This window comes from Streptomyces sp. NBC_00859, from assembly GCF_045161865.1.
Lineage (GTDB): Bacteria > Actinomycetota > Actinomycetes > Streptomycetales > Streptomycetaceae > Streptomyces.
Map to the genome: position 1 here is coordinate 1,926,815 of NZ_CP108826.1, position 20,853 is coordinate 1,947,667.

15 protein-coding genes are annotated in these 20,853 nt (G+C 68.5%); 3 read left to right on the forward strand and 12 right to left on the reverse strand.

Features of this window, described 5'->3' with window-relative positions; genetic code table 11:
• Position 1 precedes the first annotated feature (1 nt).
• The 7 genes from OG584_RS07885 to nrdR form a co-directional block, all read right to left on the reverse strand.
• Positions 2-688 (reverse strand): hypothetical protein, encoded by a 687-nt coding sequence (locus OG584_RS07885; RefSeq protein ID WP_405776433.1) that lies wholly within the window; start codon positions 686-688, stop codon positions 2-4.
• 97 nt (positions 689-785) lie between these two features.
• On the reverse strand, positions 786-1,496 hold the full coding sequence (locus tag OG584_RS07890; protein ID WP_405776434.1) for a ribonuclease HII: 711 nt from the start codon (positions 1,494-1,496) through the stop codon (positions 786-788).
• 659 nt (positions 1,497-2,155) lie between these two features.
• A complete protein-coding gene (locus OG584_RS07895; RefSeq protein WP_405776436.1) occupies positions 2,156-3,079 on the reverse strand; it encodes an ADP-ribosylglycohydrolase family protein in 924 nt (307 codons plus the stop codon).
• A 12-nt stretch (positions 3,080-3,091) separates the two neighbouring features.
• On the reverse strand, positions 3,092-3,751 hold the full coding sequence (locus OG584_RS07900; RefSeq protein WP_405776438.1) for a histidine phosphatase family protein: 660 nt from the start codon (positions 3,749-3,751) through the stop codon (positions 3,092-3,094).
• 46 nt (positions 3,752-3,797) lie between these two features.
• The gene (locus OG584_RS07905) at positions 3,798-4,403 is read right to left on the reverse strand and encodes a YdbC family protein (RefSeq protein ID WP_405776440.1); all 606 of its coding nucleotides are present in this window, start codon (positions 4,401-4,403) and stop codon (positions 3,798-3,800) included.
• Between the two features lie 411 nt (positions 4,404-4,814).
• Entirely contained in the window at positions 4,815-7,691 is a 2,877-nt protein-coding gene (locus OG584_RS07910) for a vitamin B12-dependent ribonucleotide reductase (protein WP_405776442.1), read from the reverse strand.
• 125 nt (positions 7,692-7,816) lie between these two features.
• Positions 7,817-8,329, reverse strand: coding sequence for a transcriptional regulator NrdR (nrdR, locus tag OG584_RS07915; RefSeq protein ID WP_405776444.1), 513 nt, complete (start codon positions 8,327-8,329; stop codon positions 7,817-7,819).
• 518 nt (positions 8,330-8,847) lie between these two features.
• On the opposite strand from nrdR, the gene lexA reads away from it, so the two are divergent.
• Entirely contained in the window at positions 8,848-9,642 is a 795-nt protein-coding gene (gene lexA, locus OG584_RS07920) for a transcriptional repressor LexA (protein ID WP_405776446.1), read from the forward strand.
• 173 nt (positions 9,643-9,815) lie between these two features.
• Here lexA and OG584_RS07925 read toward each other — a convergent pair whose 3' ends face one another.
• The 5 genes from OG584_RS07925 to OG584_RS07945 form a co-directional block, all read right to left on the reverse strand.
• Positions 9,816-11,786, reverse strand: a complete 1,971-nt coding sequence (locus tag OG584_RS07925) for an ATP-dependent DNA helicase (protein ID WP_405776448.1) — start codon at positions 11,784-11,786, stop codon at positions 9,816-9,818.
• Positions 11,787-11,824: 38 nt separating this feature from the next.
• Positions 11,825-13,630: an IucA/IucC family protein gene (locus OG584_RS07930; protein ID WP_405776450.1), complete on the reverse strand. Its 1,806-nt coding sequence runs from the start codon at positions 13,628-13,630 to the stop codon at positions 11,825-11,827.
• A 226-nt stretch (positions 13,631-13,856) separates the two neighbouring features.
• On the reverse strand, positions 13,857-14,597 hold the full coding sequence (locus tag OG584_RS07935) for a GNAT family N-acetyltransferase (RefSeq protein WP_405783925.1): 741 nt from the start codon (positions 14,595-14,597) through the stop codon (positions 13,857-13,859).
• Positions 14,598-14,639: 42 nt separating this feature from the next.
• Positions 14,640-16,568 (reverse strand): IucA/IucC family protein, encoded by a 1,929-nt coding sequence (locus OG584_RS07940; protein WP_405776452.1) that lies wholly within the window; start codon positions 16,566-16,568, stop codon positions 14,640-14,642.
• 43 nt (positions 16,569-16,611) lie between these two features.
• Positions 16,612-18,054 carry a diaminobutyrate--2-oxoglutarate transaminase family protein gene (locus tag OG584_RS07945; RefSeq protein WP_405776453.1) on the reverse strand — a complete coding sequence of 481 codons (1,443 nt, stop codon included), beginning with the start codon at positions 18,052-18,054 and terminating at the stop codon, positions 16,612-16,614.
• Positions 18,055-18,319: 265 nt separating this feature from the next.
• Between OG584_RS07945 and OG584_RS07950 the strand changes: the two genes are divergently transcribed.
• Entirely contained in the window at positions 18,320-19,543 is a 1,224-nt protein-coding gene (locus OG584_RS07950; protein ID WP_405776455.1) for a trypsin-like serine peptidase, read from the forward strand.
• Positions 19,544-19,603: 60 nt separating this feature from the next.
• Positions 19,604-20,782, forward strand: a complete 1,179-nt coding sequence (locus OG584_RS07955; protein WP_405776457.1) for a trypsin-like serine peptidase — start codon at positions 19,604-19,606, stop codon at positions 20,780-20,782.
• Positions 20,783-20,853 lie beyond the last annotated feature (71 nt).

Here is a 20,853-nt window from a genome sequence, read left to right on the forward strand (position 1 = left end):
TTCAGACTCCGGCGCCGAGAACGGTGTTGACGTGCTGCGGGTCACCGCAGACGATCAGCAGCGCTCCCGCATACGCCCTGGCCGCAGGCAGCACCTGGGCCACGGACTCATCGGTTCCGCCGTTCAGCACGACCACCACGACGGGCCGGGTCTTCGCCCGGTCCACCGCTGCGGCATCCGCGTAAAAGACGTCCTCCCGGGCATCGTGCTGTGCCCAGTAGGCGGCTTCACCGAAGGACAGCTCGTGCGCTGCCCACGGGTGCTGCCCGCCAGTGGTGAGCACCAGAATGTCACTCGGTGCGCGACCGCTGTCGAGCAGCAGGTCGACCGCTTCGTCCGCCGCCTCCAGCGAACCATCCGCGGAAGCGGGGATCAGCTGGATCTGTGGCGTAGAAGAGTCTTCCGAAGGGGCATCCGGACGGGACCCCGGACGGCTGTCCGGCCGAGCGTCCGCGCGGTTGCCCGACCGGTTGTCCGGCCGCTGGGAAGAGGATGTCCGCTGCACGGGAGGCGCGGGAGGCGCAGGCCGGGCAGCGGGACGGGGCCCCGGACGAGCGGGGCGTGGCACGGCCGCGGGACGCGGGCCGGGTACGGGACGAGGGGTCGACGCAGTACGGCCGGCGGCCGGAGCAACGCGGGGACCCTGGGCACTCTCGTGAATCTGAGACTCCTCGGGGATGAGAGGCATGAATGATTGTCTATCAAACAGCGGTGAACGAGACACCACCGGGTGGGCACGTCAGTGCGAATCGGACGGAGGAATTCTCCACCGGTTCGCTGAAAGTTCAGAAGTCGAAGCCGAGTTGGCCCCCGTTTTCCAGCGCGACAGCCTCCACGGAGGAACGGGTCTTCTTGAGATGCCGCCACTGGGGCAGCCCGTCCAGATAGGACCAGGAGAGCCGGTGGTGCGGGGTGGGCCCCCGCTCCTCCAGCGCGGCTTTGTGCACAGGTGAGGGATACCCCGCGTTGGCGTCGAAGGCGAAGCCCCCGCACACATCGGATTCGGTGGCGAGCTCCGCCATCATCGCGTCCCTGCGCACCTTGGCAATCACCGAGGCGGCCGCTACGGCGATGCAGGACTGGTCGCCCTTGATCACCGTGCGGACCCGCCAGGGAAGGCCGAGGTAATCGTGTTTGCCGTCGAGGATGACCGCCTCCGGGCGGACCGGGAGCTGTTCGAGCGCCCGCACCGCGGCGAGCCGCAGCGCTGCTGTCATCCCCAGGTCATCGATCTCCTGCGGAGAGGCGTGCCCGAGTGCGTAGGCAGTCACCCACGACTCCAGCAGCCCGGCCAGCTCCGTGCGGCGCTTGGGGCTGATCAGTTTGGAGTCGGTGAGCCCGGTCGGCGGTCGCCGCAGTCCGGTGACTGCGGCGCAGACGGTGACAGGGCCGGCCCAGGCCCCGCGCCCGACCTCGTCGACGCCGGCGACGGTCGTGGCACCCGTAGTGGCGCGCAGTGAGCGCTCGACGGTGTGCGTGGGTGGTTCGTACGGCATGGCGCCAGTCAGGGTACGCCGCCGGACACCTCGTGCGACACCCCGGTGCCGCCCCGGGCTTCAGCGGCGGAATCGACGCAGCGGCAGCGCTTTCACTTCCTCGGCCTTCCGCACCGCATTCCCGCCACGAAATTCGCACTCGCACATCGCTGATCGACACAGCACCCCTTGGGCCAGCTCGCAGCGCACACTCCCCGCCCCGCCCCGCCCGCACAGGCAGCCGCGCGCTGCACCCGACCGCGCAATACCGTTGCAGCGTAAGCAAACTGCACGGTCCCCCCGACGGGTCGAGCGAACCGACCGACGGCCTACCGGACGATCACCTCGCGAACCACTTCGGCGCGAGTTGCCGCGTGTTGTCGCATTCGTGAAGCTCTGACTGCAATGCAAATGTGGCCGGACGTGCCCCTCAGATGCGTCGTCGTCGGACCCCTGAGCAAAGCCGATCCATTCCGGCGGGCCCACAGCCTCGGCAGCAATCACTGGACTGCGGGCGTCATCCAGTCCGCGAGCGCAGTCCGGAAACGCTCGGCGCACAGCCGCCCCTACGCGGCCGGGAGCCCGCATGACACGTCCAGCGACGCCTCCGGGGGCAAGGGCCGACCCGGGCACTCCACGCCGCCCCGTCTCCGTCCCGCCGAGGTCACCGCATCACACCGTCACAGGGACGGTGTCCACCCCGGGAGCTCCTCGGTCTGCTCGAGCCACCCGGCGGGCGGCATCCCGCCCGCCCCCGCGGCCACCACACCCCCCGCGATCGCACAGGTCGTGTCGACGTCACCGCCGACCTGGGCAGTCGTCCAGAACGTCCGCTCGAAATTCCCGAGGCCCCGGGCGGCCGACCAGAGCGCGAACGGCACCGTGTCGTGCGCGCTGGTCCGGCGGCCGCACCCCAGCACAGCGGCGACCGTACCCGCGTCGTCGTAGTCCAGCATGTCCTTGGCCCGGCGCAGCCCCGCCCCGACGGCGCTGCGCGGGACGAGCGCGATCACACCGTCCAGCAGGTCAACGGCGGACGGCGGCCCCGCCGGGTCAGCGGCCAGGGCGGCGGCGGCCGCGACAGCCATGCTCCCCACCACCGCCTCGCGGTGCTGGTGGGTGGTGTACGCGGAGATCTCGGCCTGATGCGTGGCCTGCTCCGGGTCGTGCGCGTACCAGGCGCCGAGGGGTGCGATCCGCATCGCGGCACCGTTTCCCCACGAGCCCTGGCCACTGAAGAGACCACTGGCGAGTTCCCGCCAGTCGCCCCCTTCTCTCACCAGTCGCAGCATCCGGTTGACCGCCGGGCCGTAGCCCCGGTCGAATTCATGGTGCCCGGCGAAGGAAGCCGCGAGCACGTCCTGATCGATCCGGCCCTCCGCTGCCAGTACCGCCAGCACCGAACAGGCCATCTCGGTGTCGTCGGTCCACTGCCAGGGGCCAGGGGGCAACTCCCGCCGGGCCAGCAGCGGATAGTTGTCGGGCACGAAGAACTGGGATCCCAGGGCATCTCCCACGGAGAGCCCACGCAGGCTGGCCCGAGCGCGTCCGAACGCGTCGGGACGAGATCCGGAAACGGGGTGAAAAGCGGAGTCAGCGGTCATCTCAAACACACTCTAACCGGTGGTGCCGTACGGTTCCGGAACGCGCCAGTGGTCGAACGGCCGGTCAAGCGTGTACTTGCCGTCCGCTCCCAGCACCAGCGTCCGCGACTCCGCGTTCCCCGGATTGGACAGCGCCTCGAACTCCGCGACCGACCAGTGGAACCAGCGCATGCAGAAGAGCCGCATCGTCAGCCCATGGGTGACCAGCAGGACGTTCGGCGGGTGGTCCGGTGCTTCGAAGCTGCGGTGGAGGCTCTCCAGGAACGACCCGACGCGGTCGTAGACATCGGCCCCGGACTCTCCCTGCGCGAACCGGTAGAAGAAGTGGCCGTAGGCGTCGCGGTACGCCTTCTGCAGGCGCACGTCGTCACGGTCCTGCCAGTTCCCCCAGTCCTGCTCGCGCAGCCGGGGCTCTTCCCTGACCCGCACCAGTTCCGGATCAAGACCGAAGGCCCGGAAGGTCTCATGGGTGCGGCGATAGGGCGACACATAGGTGCTCACCTCTTCGCGTCCGAAGAGTTCCCGCAACTGTGTCCCGGTCGTCTCCGCCTGGGACCAGCCGCTCGGGGTGAGCTTCAGGGCGTGGTCGGGTTCGCGTTCGTACACCGTGTCATCAGCGTTGCCCTCCGATTCCCCGTGCCGGACGAGAACGATGCGTTGTGGTCGTGCCATGCCAAGACCCTAGATCGGATCGAGACCGGCTGCGCCGACAGCCCCCTCACACCGTCCAGGAGGGTTCCAGTTGCACGACATCGCCCGCCAGCGCTGCCACGTCCGCATCGGTCTGGGCCCGCAGGGACAGCCGTTCGATCCGCTCCGGCCGGTATTTCCCGCGTTCGGCCGCCGACTGCCACATCGAGAGCACCAGGAACTCGTCACCGGGCGCTTCCCCGAACATTCCTCGCAGCATCCCCGGCGACCCTGCCATCGCCGGATTCCAGACCTTCTCCTGCATCAGCGCGAAGTGCTCCGCGCGCTCGGAGTGCACCCGGCAGTGCGCGACCCTGACCACATCCGCGTCCCCGAAACGGGGTTCGAACCCCGTTCTCACATCGAAGCGATACTCGAAGATCTTGGCCTGCATGTCCTTGAAGGTGCCCGCCTGGGCGGCAGCGAGCCGGTTGTGCGCGCGTGCCATGAACGAGTCGTAGAAAGCCCGGCTCTCCCAGAAGGCGAACACGTGCGCCACGCTCTGCCGCCCCCGGCTCCAACCGCCTCCCTGCCCCCGGAATCCCGGCTCACCCAGCAGCCCCGCCCACCTCCGCTGCCCCTGCTCGTACCCTCTGGGGTCTGTCACCGTGCAGCGAATCCACTTGACCAGCACCGCGCCATCGTACGGCCAGGAGAGTGACGCGGGTCGCGGTCCGGCCGAGGACGTCCGGATCACCCGTCGTAAACCTCCGCGCCACTCGCAATACCGATCACATAGCCCGGAATTCCGGTCAACGGCGTTGCCACGTCCGCCTGTTCGCCGCCCCCGCCCCGAGGACGGGCCGCACAGCCGGCGGTCCCACGCCGCGTTCGCGCCAATTCCGGAGGCCGCACCGCCGGGATGTCCGGTCGGCCGTCAGGCACATCATCTCCGGCGGCAGGGCTTGAGGCGCCGCCTGTGGCGGGCCTCGGGAGCTCGAACGACGGAGGGGACCGGCCTCAGGCCGGTCCCCTCCGTGAGCTGCTGGTCAGCTACCTGTGCGGGCTACGCCGGATGTTGCGTCCGACGCAGTCCCGACCGGTATCAGCTGCACCCGCTGGTCGAGCCACACCCCTCGCAGAGGTAGCAGCTGCCCGCACGGCGCATCTTCGTGCCGCAGGAGAAGCAGAGCGGGGCATCGGCGTTCAGACCGAGCGTGATCTCCATCAGCTCGGTCGAATTGTGCGCCTGCTTGGGCGCGGGCACCTCGACGGCGGCTTCCGGCCTGGCTGAAGCCGTCTCCGGCGCCTCCACCTTGCGGGGCGCGGACTGGGACAGGCTCTCCACGTCCATGTCGTCGTCCTCCGGCTCGTACGAACCGGTGTCGAGGTGGCGCTGACGCTCCGAGGCCGAGTGGATACCCAGCGCCGAGCGCGTCTCGAAAGGCAGGAAGTCGAGCGCCAGCCTGCGGAAGATGTAGTCGACGATCGACTGCGCCATCCGCACGTCGGGGTCGTCCGTCATACCGGCCGGCTCGAAGCGCATGTTGGTGAACTTCGAGACGTACGTCTCCAGCGGGACTCCGTACTGCATGCCGACCGAGACCGCGATCGAGAAGGCGTCCATCATGCCCGCGAGGGTCGACCCCTGCTTGGACATCTTCAGGAAGACCTCACCGAGGCCGTCGTCCGGGTAGGAGTTGGCGGTCATGTACCCCTCGGCGCCACCCACGGTGAACGAGGTGGTGATGCCGGGGCGCCCCTTGGGCAGGCGCCTGCGGACCGGGCGGTACTCGATGACCTTCTCGGTCTTCGGCTCCGCCTTCTCCTCGGCGGGCTTGCTCTTGGCCGAGAGCGGCTGACCGACCTTGGAGTTCTCGACATAGACGGCGAGCGCCTTGGTACCGAGCTTCCAGCCCTGGAGGTAGATCTCCTCGACGTCCTCGACCGTGCTGGACGCAGGCATGTTGACCGTCTTGGAGATCGCACCGGAGAGGAACGGCTGGGCGGCAGCCATCATCCGTACGTGGCCCATGGGCGCGATGGAACGCTCACCCATGGCGCAGTCGAAGACCGAGTAGTGCTCCGGCTTGAGACCGGGGGCGTCGACGACGTTGCCGTGGTCGGCGATGTGGGCGACGATCGCCTCGACCTGCTCCGGCTGGTAACCGAGGCGCTTGAGTGCCTTGGGGACCGTGTTGTTCACGATCTGCATGGAACCGCCGCCGACGAGCTTCTTGAACTTGACCAGCGCCAGGTCGGGCTCGACGCCGGTGGTGTCGCAGTCCATCATCAGTCCGATGGTGCCGGTCGGAGCCAGCACCGAGGCCTGCGCGTTGCGGAAACCGTTCTTCTCACCGAGACGCAGGACGTCCTGCCAGGCCTCCGTCGCGGCGGCCCAGACCGGGCTGTCCAGGTCGTCGGTGCGCGTGGCCGACGCGTTGGCATCCGCGTGCTGCTTCATGACACGCTTGTGGGCGTCCGCGTTGCGGGCGTACCCGTCGTACTGGCCGACGACCGCGGCGAGCTCGGCGGAGCGCTTGTACGAGGTACCGGTCATCAGCGAGGTGATGGAGCCGGCAAGCGCACGGCCGCCGTCACTGTCGTAGGCGTGGCCGGTCGCCATGAGCAGCGCGCCCAGGTTGGCGTAGCCGATGCCCAGCTGACGGAAGGCCCGGGTCGTCTCGCCGATCTTCTCGGTGGGGAAGTCGGCGAAGCAGATCGAGATGTCCATCGCGGTGATGACCAGCTCGACGACCTTGGCGAAGCGTTCGGCGTCGAACGACTGGTTGCCCCGGTCGTCGTCGCGCAGGAACTTCATGAGGTTGAGCGAGGCGAGGTTGCACGACGAGTTGTCCAGGTGCATGTACTCGCTGCACGGGTTGGACGCGGTGATCCGGCCCGACTCGGGCGAGGTGTGCCACCGGTTGATGATGTCGTCGTACTGGATGCCGGGGTCGGCGCAGACGTGCGCGGCCTCGGCCATCTTACGGAAGAGAGCCTTGGCGTCGACCTCCTCGATGACCTCTCCGGTCATGCGCGAGCGCAGTCCGAACTTGGATCCGGCCTCGACCGCGTTCATGAACTCGTCGTTGACCCGGACCGAGTTGTTGGCGTTCTGGTACTGGACGGACGTGATGTCGTCGCCGCCCAGGTCCATGTCGAAGCCCGCGTCGCGCAGGGCGCGGATCTTCTCCTCCTCCTTCACCTTGGTGTCGATGAAGGCCTCCACGTCCGGGTGGTCGACATCGAGGACGACCATCTTCGCGGCTCGGCGCGTGGCGCCACCGGACTTGATCGTTCCCGCGGAGGCGTCGGCGCCCCGCATGAAGGAGACAGGTCCTGATGCGTTGCCGCCGGAGGAGAGCAGCTCCTTGGAGGAGCGAATACGGGAAAGGTTCAGGCCGGCGCCGGAGCCGCCCTTGAAGATCATCCCCTCTTCCTTGTACCAGTCGAGGATGGACTCCATGGAGTCGTCGACTGAGAGGATGAAACAGGCACTGACCTGCTGGGGCTGCGCCGTGCCGACGTTGAACCAGACCGGCGAGTTGAAGCTGAAGACCTGGTGGAGCAGAGCGTAGGTGAGCTCGTGGTCGAAGAGCTCGGCGTCCTCGGGAGAAGCGAAGTAACCGTTCTCCTCGCCGGCCCTGCGGTACGTCTTCACCACACGGTCGATGAGCTGCTTGAGACTGTTCTCGCGGTTGTCCGCGCCGACAGCGCCGCGGAAGTACTTGCTGGTGACGATGTTGACCGCGTTCACCGACCAGAAGTCGGGGAACTCGACGCCACGCTGCTCGAAGTTGACCGAGCCGTCGCGCCAGTTGGTCATGACGACATCACGGCGTTCCCAGACAACCTCGTCGTACGGATGTACGCCGGGCGTGGTGTGGATGCGCTCGCCGCGCAGCCCCTGCCGATTAGCAGCCGCCTTGGCTCCCTTTGCGCGGGAACCTCGTGCCGGGCCGCTCGCCGTCTCTGTCATGCCGCCTCCCATATGCGGGCTAGAACGCCCAAAAGTGCCCAGTTCTTCCCATGGCACTGTGTCTGTCTGACACCTGCGGCGCAGGAAGCGCCGCAGGCAGGTCTGTGTCCGCCGACCCCTGGGGGTCAGTCGGTGGCAGTGGCGGGCACGGGGACCGCAGGGGCCCCTCCGCACTCGCATCCCACTGCGGGCGGCTGCGCGTCGCGGAGTTCCGCGATGGCGGCCTCGAAGTCTTCGAGCGAATTGAACGCCCGGTAGACGGACGCGAAACGCAGGTACGCGACAAGGTCGAGTTCCTGCAACGGGCCGAGTATGGCCAGTCCGACGTCGTGAGTGGTCAGCTCGGCACCCCCGGTGGCACGCAGCGCCTCTTCGACCTGCTGGCCGAGTTTGGCGAGAGCGTCCTCGGTGACCGGGCGCCCCTGGCACGCCTTCCGTACACCCGAGATGACCTTCGTACGGCTGAAGGGTTCCGTGACCCCGCTGCGCTTGATCACCATCAGCGAGGCGGACTCCACCGTGGTGAAACGGCGGGAGCAGTCGGGGCACTGGCGGCGCCGGCGGATCGACGTGCCGTCGTCCGTGGTGCGGCTGTCCACAACGCGGCTGTCAGGGTGCCTGCAGAAGGGGCAGTGCATGGTTCCCGACCCTCCTTCGCAGTACGACTGAATAGCCTCGCCGGGCCCGGAACGAGCCCCTCGAAGCAGCCCCAAGCATAGGCGATGGCCCGAGGCGCGGGAGACCAGGGACCACAACTTCTGGGCGGCCGTTTCAATCCAACCACTAGATCTGGGGTTCAGCGCTGCTTTCACCGCAGAGCGTGTCGCACTCGCCCACCGATGCCTTCCGGCTCGGATGAGGGTACGGGAAGCGTGTCGGCGCCGGACTTCCGGGCCATCCGGCAACACGCGATGACAGACTGGGAACACAGCGCGACAACGTGCGGCGAACCACCCCCACGGCCCGGCTCCCGACCGGCGGACGATACCGTAATCGACCGAATTGCCTTTCGGCTCCGGCCGCGCTCATACACCCGACATCGTGCTCATGTGAAGGTTATTTCACTTTTTCACTCGAACGTGTGTTTGGCGCAACCTTTCGAAAGCCACTACCGTTGTCCAACTAGGGAGAGAACATCTCGAGAGGGGCCGACGACGTGACCACGACCGCAGACAGCGCCACCATCACTGCCCAGGACCGTTCCCAGAACCGACTCGAGCCGGTGCATGCCATGAACGACGCGGCAACGGGCCCCGAGGGGCAACTGCCCCCGCGCCCCGCGCGCTCACTGCCCGGCCGACCTCCCGGCATCCGGGCGGACAGCTCGGGGCTCACGGACCGGCAGCGACGGGTGATCGAGGTGATCAGGGATTCCGTGCAACGCCGTGGATACCCGCCCTCCATGCGCGAGATCGGCCAGGCGGTGGGGCTGTCCAGCACGTCGTCCGTCGCTCATCAGCTGATGGCGCTGGAGCGCAAGGGCTTCCTTCGCCGGGACCCGCACCGCCCGCGTGCGTACGAGGTCCGGGGCTCCGACCAGCCGAGCACCCAGACGACCGACACGACGGGCAAGCCCGCCGCGTCGTACGTCCCACTGGTGGGCCGGATTGCCGCCGGTGGGCCGATCCTGGCAGAGGAGTCGGTGGAGGATGTCTTCCCGCTCCCCCGGCAACTGGTCGGCGACGGCGAGCTGTTCGTCCTGAAGGTCGTCGGTGACTCGATGATCGAGGCAGCGATCTGCGACGGCGACTGGGTCACCGTACGGCGCCAGCCTGTTGCGGAGAACGGCGACATCGTGGCGGCCATGCTGGAGGGCGAGGCCACGGTCAAGCGCTTCAAGCGGGAGGACGGCCATGTGTGGTTGCTGCCGCACAATGCCGCTTACCAGCCGATCCCCGGTGACGAGGCCACGATCCTCGGCAAGGTGGTGGCGGTGCTCCGGCGCGTGTGAGCACCGCGTCGGCCATGAACAGGGCCCCGGAACCCACTGCGCCGGTTCCGGGGCCCTGCCTTTCCCGCATTTCCGACTTCGCTCTGCTTCAGGCGGCATGCCGATCGCGCATATCGGCCTTCTTGTCGACTCGGCCTGCCGGCTCTGTGCCGGTTCGGGGAAGCCGTCCCTGCTTACTGACCGGCCTCCTTGGCCACGGCATCGATCGCTGCCAGTGACCTCCGGATCTGATTACGGTCCGTGGTGAACCAGAAATCGGGCAGGGAAGCCCGCAGATAGCTGCCGTAACGCGCGGTAGCCAGCCGGGGATCCAGCACCGCGACGACACCGCGGTCCCCCATGGCTCTGACCAGCCGCCCGGCACCCTGCGCCATCAGCAGTGCGGCATGCGTCGCGGCAACCGCCATGAACCCGTTGCCGCCCCCTTCCTCGACCGCCTTCTGCCGGGCACTCATCAGCGGGTCGTCGGGGCGGGGAAAGGGGATCCGGTCCATCACCACGAGCTGGCAGCTCGGCCCTGGGACATCGACGCCCTGCCAGAGGGAGAGCGTCCCGAAAAGGCACGTCTCGGGATCGGCCGCGAAATTTTTGATCAGCTCACCGAGCGTCTCCTCACCCTGGAGCAGAACACGCCGGTCCTGCCTGCCACGCAGCTCCTCGGCGGCCGCCTGGGCGGCCCTCATGGAAGAGAAGAGACCGAGCGTCCGCCCGCCCGATGCCTCCACCAGTTCAGCGAGCTCGTCCAGCATGTCCGTGCGCGACCCTTCACGGCCGGGCGGCGAGAGATGTTTGGCGACGTACAGGATGCCCTGCTTGGCGTAGTCGAAGGGCGAGCCCACGTCGAGGCCCTTCCACTGCGGGACGTCCTCCCCCTCGGTGCCTTCCGGCGAGAGCCCGAGAGAGGCTCCGATCCCGTTGAAGTCACCACCGAACTTGAGTGTCGCGGAGGTGAGGACCACTGAGCGGTCCGCGAAGAGTTTCTCCCGGAGCAGCCCGGAAACGGAGAGCGGCGCAACACGCACGGAGGCACCGAACCGGTCGTGGCGCTCGTACCACACGACGTCGTACTCGGATCCGAGGGTGATCCGCTCGGCGACATCGTGGATGGACTCGACGGACGCCAGAGCCTGCTTCCGCACGACGTCCTCGTCCTGCACGGACTTGTCCCTGGTGGATCCGAGGGCTGAGATGACCGTCCTCGCCGCGTCCCGCAGGGCCATCAGCGCATAACCGAGATCCTCCGGGACCTCTTCGAGCCGGCCCGGCAGCGCCAGCTCCATCACACGTTCGAAGGTTTCGGAGGCGGTCTGGAGAGCGTCGGCGGCCTTTTCGTTGACGAGCTTGGCCGCTCGGCGCACGGCCCTGTTGACCTGGCCCGGAGTGAGCTCGCCAGTGGCTACACCGGTGACACGGGAGACCAGCTCATGGGCCTCGTCGACGATCAGCACCTCGTGCTGCGGCAGGACCGGCGCCCCCTCGATCGCATCGATGGCGAGCAGGGCGTGGTTGGTCACGACGACATCCGCGAGCTTGGCCCGCTCGCGGGCGGCCTCGGCGAAGCACTCCGCGCCGTAGGCGCACTTACTCGCCCCGAGACACTCGCGGGAGGAGACAGAGATCTGGCCCCAGGCGCGATCCGAGACGCCCGGGGTGAGATCGTCGCGGTCGCCCGTCTCCGTCTCATCCGCCCAGTCCCGCATACGCAGCAGGTCCTGGCCGAGCTTGCTTGTGGGCACGGCCGTCTCGAACTGGTCGAACAGCCCGTCCTCCTCCTCCTGCGGTACACCCTCGTGGAGGCGGTGCAGACAGAGGTAGTTGGACCGCCCCTTGAGCATGGCGAACTGAGGGCGCCGCCGCAGCAGCGGGTGCAGGGCCTCGACCGTGCGCGGCAGGTCCCGCTCCACGAGCTGTCGCTGGAGTGCGAGCGTCGCGGTGGCCACCACGACGCGCTCCCCATGAGCCAGTGCGGGTACCAGGTATCCCAGGGACTTTCCGGTACCGGTGCCGGCCTGGACCAGCAGGTGGGCGTTGTCGTCGACGGCTTCGGCAACGGCCTCGGCCATAGTGACCTGGCCGGGCCGCTCCGTACCGCCCACAGCGGTGACGGCGGCGTGCAGGAGCTCGGGGAGGGAGGGCTTCGTCATAGCGGGACCACCCTACGGGGCAGCACTGACAATCGGAGTCACACCTCGTGCAGAGGGTTGCTGACTGTCCCGTGCACGGCCGCGTGCGGTCGGCTCGGACGGTCCCGGTATCCGTCGAGATGGAGACGATTGCGGTTCAGACAGAGCCGCTCGATCCGCGGGGTGAGCAGGTCGAACATCTCGAAGCGCTCCTTGAGCTCGGGGAACCGGGCTTGGTGCCGGAGGATCTCGGCGCGTACCAGCTGCCAGAAATCAGCCTCCGGGACTCCTAGTTGATCTTCGCAGAGGGGGGCGAGATAGCGGAAGACACCGACGAAGAGTCCGGAGTGGATGAACTGCGTCAGGAAGGCAGGATCCTCGGTCAGCAGCACGTCCCGCACGTCAGCGGGCATCGAGTCGTGTTCCGGCAGGGACTCCGAACTGATGTTGACGTCGTCGACGAAGTCCTTGATCGCAAGCCGTACCGGGACGTCGTGGTCGTCGAACACGACGATGGCGTTTTCGCCGTGCGGGGAGAAGACCGTCCCGTAGCGGTAGAGGAACCGCAGCAGTGGGGGAAGCAGCGCAGCGAAGAGCCGGCGGAGCCAGGCTGTGGGCGTGAGTCCCGACCGGGCGACCAGCTCCGCGGTGAAGGACCGTCCCTGAAGGTCGGTGTGGAGCAGGGAGGCGAGCGTGCGGGCGCCTTCGCCCTCGGTCAGCTGTACGTCGAGCGGCTCGCGCCAGATGGCGCCGAGGAGCTCCCTGTACTGGTACGGCACTTCGGGCAGCTGGTCGTAGAGGGGGTGCTCGACCGAGACGGACGCGACTTCTCCCAGCAGGATGACGCCGCATTCGTCGCGCAGGAACGCATCGCCGTCGCGCAGTCCCTGGACCCATGCGGTGACGGCGGGGGCCGCGAGGGTGCGCTCCGTGGGGAGACCGCGCCAGACCAGGGTGTTGAGGATCGAAAGCGGCAGCTTCACGGTGTGCCGCTCGGGGTGTTCGAGATTGAGGAAGGTACGGATGGACTGCTGCGGCAGACGCGGGTCGGCGTCGGCGTGGAGCGGCACGATCTGAAGGTGTGCGATGGCCGGCGCGTAGAGCGGCAGGATCACTTCGTCCCACTGCCAGGGGTGCACGGGGAGATAGAGGTAGTCGTCCGGGTCAAGTCCGCGAGCCCTTAACGAGGCGGCGAAGGACTCCCGGGCGGCAGGGTCGAGTTCACGGCGGTACAGGCGGTCGGGCGTCGCCAGGCCTGTGACACCCCGGTACTGGGCGATGTCCGTACTCACCGCGATCCACGGAAGCCGGGCGGGCCGGCGGGACTCGGGCGTCCACCGGGCGGCGTCGGCCGCGGAGAACCCGATCCGGCCCTTGTTGAGCACGAGCCAGGGGTGGCCGGTCTGATGACCCTCCAGCTGCGCGTAGTCGAGGTCGGCGAGATCGGCGGCAGCGAGGGCTGTGTGATCGATGCGGGCATCGGCAGCGAGGGTGGTGGTGAGTTCGCGCACCAGATGCCCGAGCGTGGCGCCGTCCAGGGCGAGGAGCCGGCGGGCAAGGACGAGGAAGCGGAGCGGGTCACTGAACGAGGTGCCCTGGAGCTCGATGCTGTCCGGGGCGACGTGCCAGTGCCCGTAGGCACCACGCCGGGCCAGGAAGGTCAGAGGCAGGTCGTCGTCCAGCGTGAGGGTGTGGCGGCCGCCGCCCCGTGCCACGGGCTCGATGATCTCTTCGTAGGCGAAGGCACCGAGCATCTTGGCGAGGAGACGGCGCGCGGCGCGGTCCCAGTCCTCGGGGTTCAGCTCGGGAGGGGCGAACAGCGTCGGTTCGGCTTCGGAGTCGAAGGCAGCAGACGGGTTCAGCACGGGGACTCCTCGGGATGGAACCGATTCGGGACGAGCGGTGTATCAGAAGCACCAGGTCGTCAGGGGCGGCAATTCACGGAGCGGGCAGGTGGGTGCGGAGATGGCCGGAGCAGGGACGGGCGCAGTAAGGACAGGCGCAGCAGGAGCGGATTCATTGGGAGCGGAAAGCGCTGGGACAGGGAAGGAAGCAGGGGCTTCGCTGAGCAGCGGAGTTCGCGGGGAGTGGTCACAACACTTCGCGGAGGGAGCGGTCGCGAATCATGAGTGCCGCCCGTTTGCCGGGCAGGTCGAGTTCGGCCGAGAAGCGGAAACCCGCCCCGAGAAAGGCCGATACGGAAGGGGTGTTGCGCAGGTCCGGCTCAGCGACGACGCGTGTGCACTGGGCCCGGTTGTCCAGGACCAGATCGGACACAGCACGCAGCAGGGTGGTACCGGTGCCGTGGCCCCGGTCGGCGACGCCGCCGATCAGGAGATGCAGGCCGGTGTCATGCGGGCGGGCCGGGTAATGGCGTGCGAGCGGATCGAGGTCGGCGCGGTAGATCTCCCAGTAGCTCATGGGAGTGCCGTCGAGTACGCCGAGACAGGGGATGCTCCTTCCGTCACCGTCCAATTGAGGACGCAGATGGGCGCCTGTGACGGAATCCGCGCCCGACAGCTCCCAGAAGGCGGCGACCGCGGGGTCGTTCATCCAGTGGCTGATGAGAGCGAGGTCGCGGTCGATGTCCACGGGTACGAGTTGGAACGTGCCGGCGGGGGTGGCCACGGGTTCCCACGCGCCGGGGCTGTCCAGAAGGTCACCCCCGGAGTAGCTGCGGGCGTCCGGCCAGGGCCCGTGCGGAGGATCTCCCGCACGCAGCAGCGACAGCAGGTCACCGGACAACTGCAGATCAAGGGTGTCCTCGGCCCCTTCATCGGCTCGGGGGACGGGACCTTCCCCGGTATGGGTGCTCGCATCCGTGGAGGGCACAGCCACACACACTCCTCATCCTGTGCTCAGCTATCGGTCGGGTCATGCCCCAGTGGGGTGAAGGGGGTTGGTGAGACTGACGTAGACGGACTGGGTGTCGACCGGGCCGACGAGTTCATCAAGTCCGTGGAGTCGGGTCAGCAGGTTGGCCTTCGTGCGCAGGACGGGGGTGTCCAGGAGTTGAGCGGGCAAGGGAGAACCGAGCGTGGTGGCTCGGAAGAGGAATTGCCGGAAGGCGGCGATCAGCAGGCGTTCGTCGGCGAGCCGTTGGGCGCCGAAGGCGCCGATCAGTCCGAAGACGTTGTTGATGGCGAGGTAGTAGGCGAATCGCTCGTCGGTGACGTCGTCGGCTACGAAGGTGTCGCTGGTGGTGCCGATCCCGGGAAGGCGTCTCTCCAGAGCTTCACGGTGGGACTCCCGGAAGTAGTAGCCCTGGTTGTCGCGGTAGCGACCGCCGACGGGCCAGCCCTCCGGGCCGAGGATGACGATGGTGTTCTGCTGGTGGGCTTCGAGGGCGATTCCCGCAGTGCCGTCCAGCCACAGCACCGGACGCACGACGTGGTCGAGATATCGGAGGAACCACTCGGCCGCGACTGCTCCGGTGGGGCGGCCGGTGCGGGCTGCGAGGGCGTTCACGATGTCGGAGAGCCGAGAGCGCATGGCACCTCCGCCGGGGCGGGGGTGAACCGCGGTGAGGCCGGCGACGCAGACGGCGTCGTCGACAGCGCTGAACGGATTGTGGCGCAGGACGACATCGAAGCCGGGCAGTGGTTCCCCGTCCGGGGTGTCCACAGCAAGCCAGGCGGGGTCACGAACGATGTCGAACCCCGGGTGGGCCGCCTGCCATGCCCTGCTGAGTCCGCTGCGCAGTACCCGGTGCACCTCTACACCTCGGTGGAGTTCCTTACGGAGGTTCTCCCTGCGGGAGTTGGTGATGCGCACGCCCAGGGACAGCTTGAGCATCACCTGGGCGCCCGGCCGGTGCACGGTACGGACGGAGGAAGTGGGGTGCCAGCGGTCGCCGTCCGGGCCGAGGTCGTGCAGCAGCCCCGCGTCGACGAGGGCGGCTACCGCGGGGCGGTGTGTCAGGTCTCGGGCCTGCCAGGGGTGGAGCGGCAGCAGCGCGGTGTTGTCGGGATGCCGGACGGCCCCCGCGAGGCGGGCGGTGAGCTGGTCGGCCTGCAGCGTGCGCCCCCTCTCCGTCCACGCCGAGTCCTGCGCTAGCACGGAACGGTCCACAGCCATCCAGTGCAGGGGGAATGATCCGTGCAACTCCGGCGAATACAGCTGGATTTCGGCCTCCGAGAGGCCCTCGCGGCTCTTGGGGGTGGGGTGCAGCGGATGTCCGAGCAGAAGAGCCTGCTCGGCCGTCAGGAAGAGGTCCGCTTCGCTGGACGGTTCCGGGCTGAGCCGCCGCTCGGCGATGAAGGTGGCTGTACGGCGTACCGAGTCGGCCACCCTGCCGACCAGTTCGGTGCTGTCGCTCTGGCCCGCCTCCCTGCCGAGCAGAGCAGCGACGGTGACGGCATCGGCGAGTGGAGCGCCGATCGCCGCGCCTTCGAGGACCGGCCTGCCGAAGCGGTGCCACCCGGTGGCCGACCAGTAGAGGACGGGGGTCAGCAGCGCTGTGCCGCTGGCGTTCAGGGTGATGCGGAGTGTGCGGCCGGAGGGCTCGGACAGGTTGGTTTCCCGTACCCAGCAGCGGAGCAGGTTCTCGACCGCTGCGGCCTCGGCGGCGATGTTCGCGTCCGGGGCGTCGAGGTGATCGTCGAGGAGCTCGGATGCCGGGCGCCACCGCGGGGTACGGTCCGCCGTCATCTGGCGTGGCACGGTCTCCGGGCCGGCCGAGAGCGAGCCGGTCGAGACCGGGCCGGCGGTGAGGGAGTCGGCCGGGGGCGGTCCTGGCACACGGCTGCCGGGGACAGCGGTACCACCGGTCTCGCGGGCATCAGGGTCGGGCGTGGGGTTCACGGGGGTGCTTCCTTGCGCGGCCGAGGGGAAACGGGAGGTGGGTTCAGTGCGGGTGAGGCGTCTCATGACGGCCGTGGAGGGCACGTTCAGCGGCGGACAGGGCGTCGGCCAGCCGGTCCAGGACCGCCTCCGCCTGTTCGTCGGTGAGAGTGAGGGGAGGCAGCAGACACACAACGCTGGAGTGGCGGCCGCCGAGTTCGACAATGAGCCCCCGGGCCAGACACTCGCGCCGCACGGCAGCGGCAAGAGCCGGGGCAGCAGGAAAGGGGCCGGAGGTACAGGGCTCGTCGGACATCGAGCCGGTGAGGAGTTCCCGGCAGGCGAGCGGGTCCGGGGAAGCGAGCGGGTCCGGGTCGACCAGCTCCAGGCCCATCATCAGGCCCCGGCCTCGCACGTCCCCGATGCAGGGGTGGTCTGCGGCCAGACCCCGCAGCCTGCCGATCATGCGCGCGCCCAGTTCGGCAGCCCGTTCGGCGAGCCGGTTCTCCCGGACATGGGCGAGGGTCGCGGCGCCTGCTGCCATGGCGAGCTGGTTGCCGCGGAACGTGCCCACGTGGGCTCCCGGCTCCAGGCAGTCCAGCTCCGACCGGTAGACGACGACCGCAAGAGGGAGGGAACCGCCGATGGCCTTCGACAGCACCATCACGTCCGGCACGATCCCGCTGTGCTCGACGGCCCAGAAGGCGCCGGTGCGCCCGACTCCGGTCTGCACCTCGTCGGCGATCAGCGGAATCCCCCGATCGGCGGTGAGCTTCCGCATACGGCGCAGCCAGGCGTCCGGGCCAGGGATCACCCCGCCCTCGCCCTGTACGGGTTCGAGGATCATCCCGGCCGGCGGAACCACCCCACTGCTGGGATCGTCCAGAAAGGACTCGGTCCAGTTGCCGGCGAGCTCCGAGCCTCGCGCTCCTCCCGCACCGAACGGGCAGCGGTAGTCCTGTGGGTACGGCAACCGGGGTGTCCGTACGTCTCTTGCGTCTGTGGCGCCGCCGGCCCCCGTCAAGGCGTCGGCCGTCAGGTCGTGGCAGGCGCCGGTGAACGTGAGGATCCTGTCTCGGCCGGTCGCGGTACGGACGAGCTTGAGGGCCGCCTCGACCGCGTCCTTTCCAGTCGGCCCGCAGAACTGCACCCGGGCCCGGTCGGCGAACTGGCGTGGCAGGGTCTCGAACAGCTCAGTGATGAAGGTGTCCTTGACCGGAGTGGCGAGATCCGTCGCATGCAGCGGGGCGCCCGAGTCGATTACTTTCTTGATCGCTTCGAGCACCACGGGGTGGTTGTGGCCGAGGGCCAGGGTCCCGGCTCCCGACAGACAGTCGAGATAGCGGCGGCCGTCCGCACCCTCGATGGTCAGCCCCCGTGCACGGGCAGGGACGATCGGCAGCGATCTCGCATAGGTGCGGGCCGCGGATTCGCGCATTGACTGCCGGCGCAGGATCCCCTCGTGCGCTGTCGTCGCCGCCGCCGGTGCGGTGTCGGTCACGGCCACTGCTGTTGATCCTCCCGCTGTAACGGATCGGCCGTCGCGCCTCTCGCCCTGCGGCCGTCGCCTTGGGCGCTGAACGCAGCCCAAAAGCCCCCACCCGTACCAACGACGGAGTCGTCCGGGGAGCACGGGTAAGTCGGAAGATCCTTGCGGCGGCGGAACCGTGGCCCTGCCGTAGGCCGTCCACATCGGCACCGGCATAGTGGGGCCCGCACTTTCGTTCCAAGTGCCGAAAATCCGTTGTTCGAAGTCCCAGGGGGATCACCAGATGCGACCGCTACGCCCGACTTCCACCGAACGCAGCGGGAGGGCCGCATCCCGGCGAACCCTTCCCGTCATGGCCGCAGTTGGCCTCACGGCGGCACTCGCCCTCACCGCGACCGCCTGCGGGCCGGGCAACGACGACGCGAGTAACAAGCCGGGTACCAGCGCTTCATCGCCCTCGGACACCAAGATCGCCATACCGGACAACGTCAGGGGCGTGCTGAAGAAGCACGGCATCGACCCGGACAAGTGGAAGCACGGCGAGTGGAAGGACTGGAGCAAGGACAAGTGGCTGCGTGAAGCGAAGGACTTCGTCAACCCGATCATCTCGGGGCTCTGGGACCCGGACAGGATGCGGGACGCGTCCAAGCCTCCGCAGCAGCCTGTCGACAACGACATCTCCGGTGACAAGGGGGTCACCGATCCGACTCCGGCGCCGGTGACCGCGCAGCAGGTGAAGGCCCCCTATCACCAGAACATCCCCGAGGCGGGCAAGGTCTTCTTCGACAGTCCCGAAGGGTCGATGGTCTGCTCGGCGACGGTCGTGAAGGACCCCGCCCACCCCGGAAAGTCCAACATGGTGTGGACCGCGGGCCACTGCGTGCACGCCGGCAAGAAGGGCGGGTGGTACCGCAACATCGCCTTTGTCCCCTCTTACAACAACAGCGGCAAGTCCGCCGCCCAGCTGCAGCACGCCACGAAGCAGGAGGTCGCCCCTTACGGCGTCTTCTGGGCCGACTGGGCCCAGACCTCCCAGCAGTGGATCAATGGCGGCGGCCCCACCGGCGGCCAGGGCGCCCCGTACGACTTCGCGGTCCTGCACGTCACTCCGGAGAAGGGCAGCACCAAGTCCCTCGAGGAGACGGTCGGGGGCGCGCTTCCGGTCGACTTCAACGCACCGGCGGTGCCGAAGATTGCGAACCTGACTGCGACCGGCTACCCGGCCGCGCCGCCGTATGACGGCCAGAAGCTGTTCCAGTGCTCCGACCGTCCGGGCCGGCTCTCCCTCGCGGCGGCCTACCCGACCATGTACCGCGTCGGCTGCACCATGACCGGCGGATCGTCCGGCGGAGGCTGGATCGCCAAGGGCGCCGACGGCAAGCCCGCTCTGGTCTCCAACACCTCCATCGGCCCGGTGACCGCCGGATGGCTGGCCGGTCCGCGCCTCGGCAAGGAGGCCAAGGGCGTCTACGACTCGGTCAGCAAGAAATACGCGGGACAGCAGTAGACACACGTCCTTCCCGGCAGCCAGCAGCAATGATCAAGTACCAGCAGGGGGAACAGTTCCATGCGATCCATCCGTCCGATACTCACCGCCACGGGCGTGGCCGCGGCGCTGGCGCTGACGGCCACCGCCTGTGGCGGCGGTGATGACAAGGCCTCCGCTCCGACCGCCGACAAGCCCGCGGCATCCGCGTCGTCCGCGGCGTCCGGCGCCGATACGGCCGCCGGTGTGGCCGGCACCCTCAAGAGCCACGGTGTCGACCTGACGAAGTGGAAGAACGGCGGGTGGAAGGACTGGAAGGACCAGAAGTGGCTCCGTGAAGCCAAGGACTTCGCCAATCCGGTGATCAAGGGCCTCTGGAAGCCCGAGCGGATGAAGACCGCCAAGGACCCGCAGAAGACGATGGCCTACGGCGACAGTTCGGGCGACAAGAACGTGACCGATCCCGAGCCGGCCCCGGTCAGGGCTCAGGAGGAGAAGCACCCGTACCACCGGTACGCGGCGCCCGTAGGGAAGGTCTTCTTCGACTCCCCCGAGGGCTCCATGGTCTGCTCGGGCACGGTCGTGAAGGACCCGAAGCACCCGGGCAAGTCCAATCTGGTGTGGACCGCCGGGCACTGTGTCCACGCGGGCGGCAAGGGCGGCTGGTACCGGAACATCATGTTCGTGCCCTCGTACAACGACCAGGGCAAGTCGGTCGCTCAGCTGCGGAACGCACAGCCGCAGGAAGTCGCCCCGTACGGCAACTACTGGGCCGACTGGGCCATGACCTCCAACGCGTGGATCAACGACGGCGGCCCCACCGGCGGCCAGGGGGCTCCGTACGACTACGCCCTGCTCCACGTGAAGCCGGAGAACGGGGGCAAGTCGCTCGAAGAGACGGTCGGAAACGCCCTGACGGTCGACTTCCATGCCCCCGCGGCCAACGCCATATCGGCGATGGGCGCCTGGGGTTACCCGGCCGCCCCGCCGTTCAACGGCCAGCTGATGAACAAGTGCGTCGACCGGCCGGGCCGGCTGTCCATCAGCCCCGGCACTCCGGCCATGTGGCGCATCGGCTGCACCATGACCGGCGGATCGTCCGGCGGAGGCTGGTTCATCTCGGGTCCGAACGGCAAGTCGGAGCTGGTCTCCAACACCTCGATCGGCCCGGTCACCTCGGGCTGGCTCGCGGGCCCGCGGCTCGGCCAGGGTGCGGAGCAGCTCTACCGGGCGATGAGCGACAGGTACGCGAACCAGTAGCACGACCGGGCCGCGGGGCCGGCCCGCCCCGCTCATGGCCGAGGGCCCGTCCTCTCTACGCAGAGAGGACG

Bases quoted from the DNA above. Each gene is read 5' to 3' on its own strand.
- OG584_RS07890 (WP_405776434.1), bottom strand. From the start codon at position 1,496: ATGCCGTACGAACCACCCACGCACACCGTCGAGCGCTCACTGCGCGCC.
- OG584_RS07955 (WP_405776457.1), top strand. From the start codon at position 19,604: ATGCGATCCATCCGTCCGATACTCACCGCCACGGGCGTGGCCGCGGCG.
- OG584_RS07885 (WP_405776433.1), bottom strand. From the start codon at position 688: ATGCCTCTCATCCCCGAGGAGTCTCAGATTCACGAGAGTGCCCAGGGT.
- OG584_RS07925 (WP_405776448.1), bottom strand. From the start codon at position 11,786: ATGACGAAGCCCTCCCTCCCCGAGCTCCTGCACGCCGCCGTCACCGCT.
- OG584_RS07895 (WP_405776436.1), bottom strand. From the start codon at position 3,079: ATGACCGCTGACTCCGCTTTTCACCCCGTTTCCGGATCTCGTCCCGAC.
- OG584_RS07900 (WP_405776438.1), bottom strand. From the start codon at position 3,751: ATGGCACGACCACAACGCATCGTTCTCGTCCGGCACGGGGAATCGGAG.
- nrdR (WP_405776444.1), bottom strand. From the start codon at position 8,329: ATGCACTGCCCCTTCTGCAGGCACCCTGACAGCCGCGTTGTGGACAGC.
- OG584_RS07950 (WP_405776455.1), top strand. From the start codon at position 18,320: ATGCGACCGCTACGCCCGACTTCCACCGAACGCAGCGGGAGGGCCGCA.
- OG584_RS07910 (WP_405776442.1), bottom strand. From the start codon at position 7,691: ATGACAGAGACGGCGAGCGGCCCGGCACGAGGTTCCCGCGCAAAGGGA.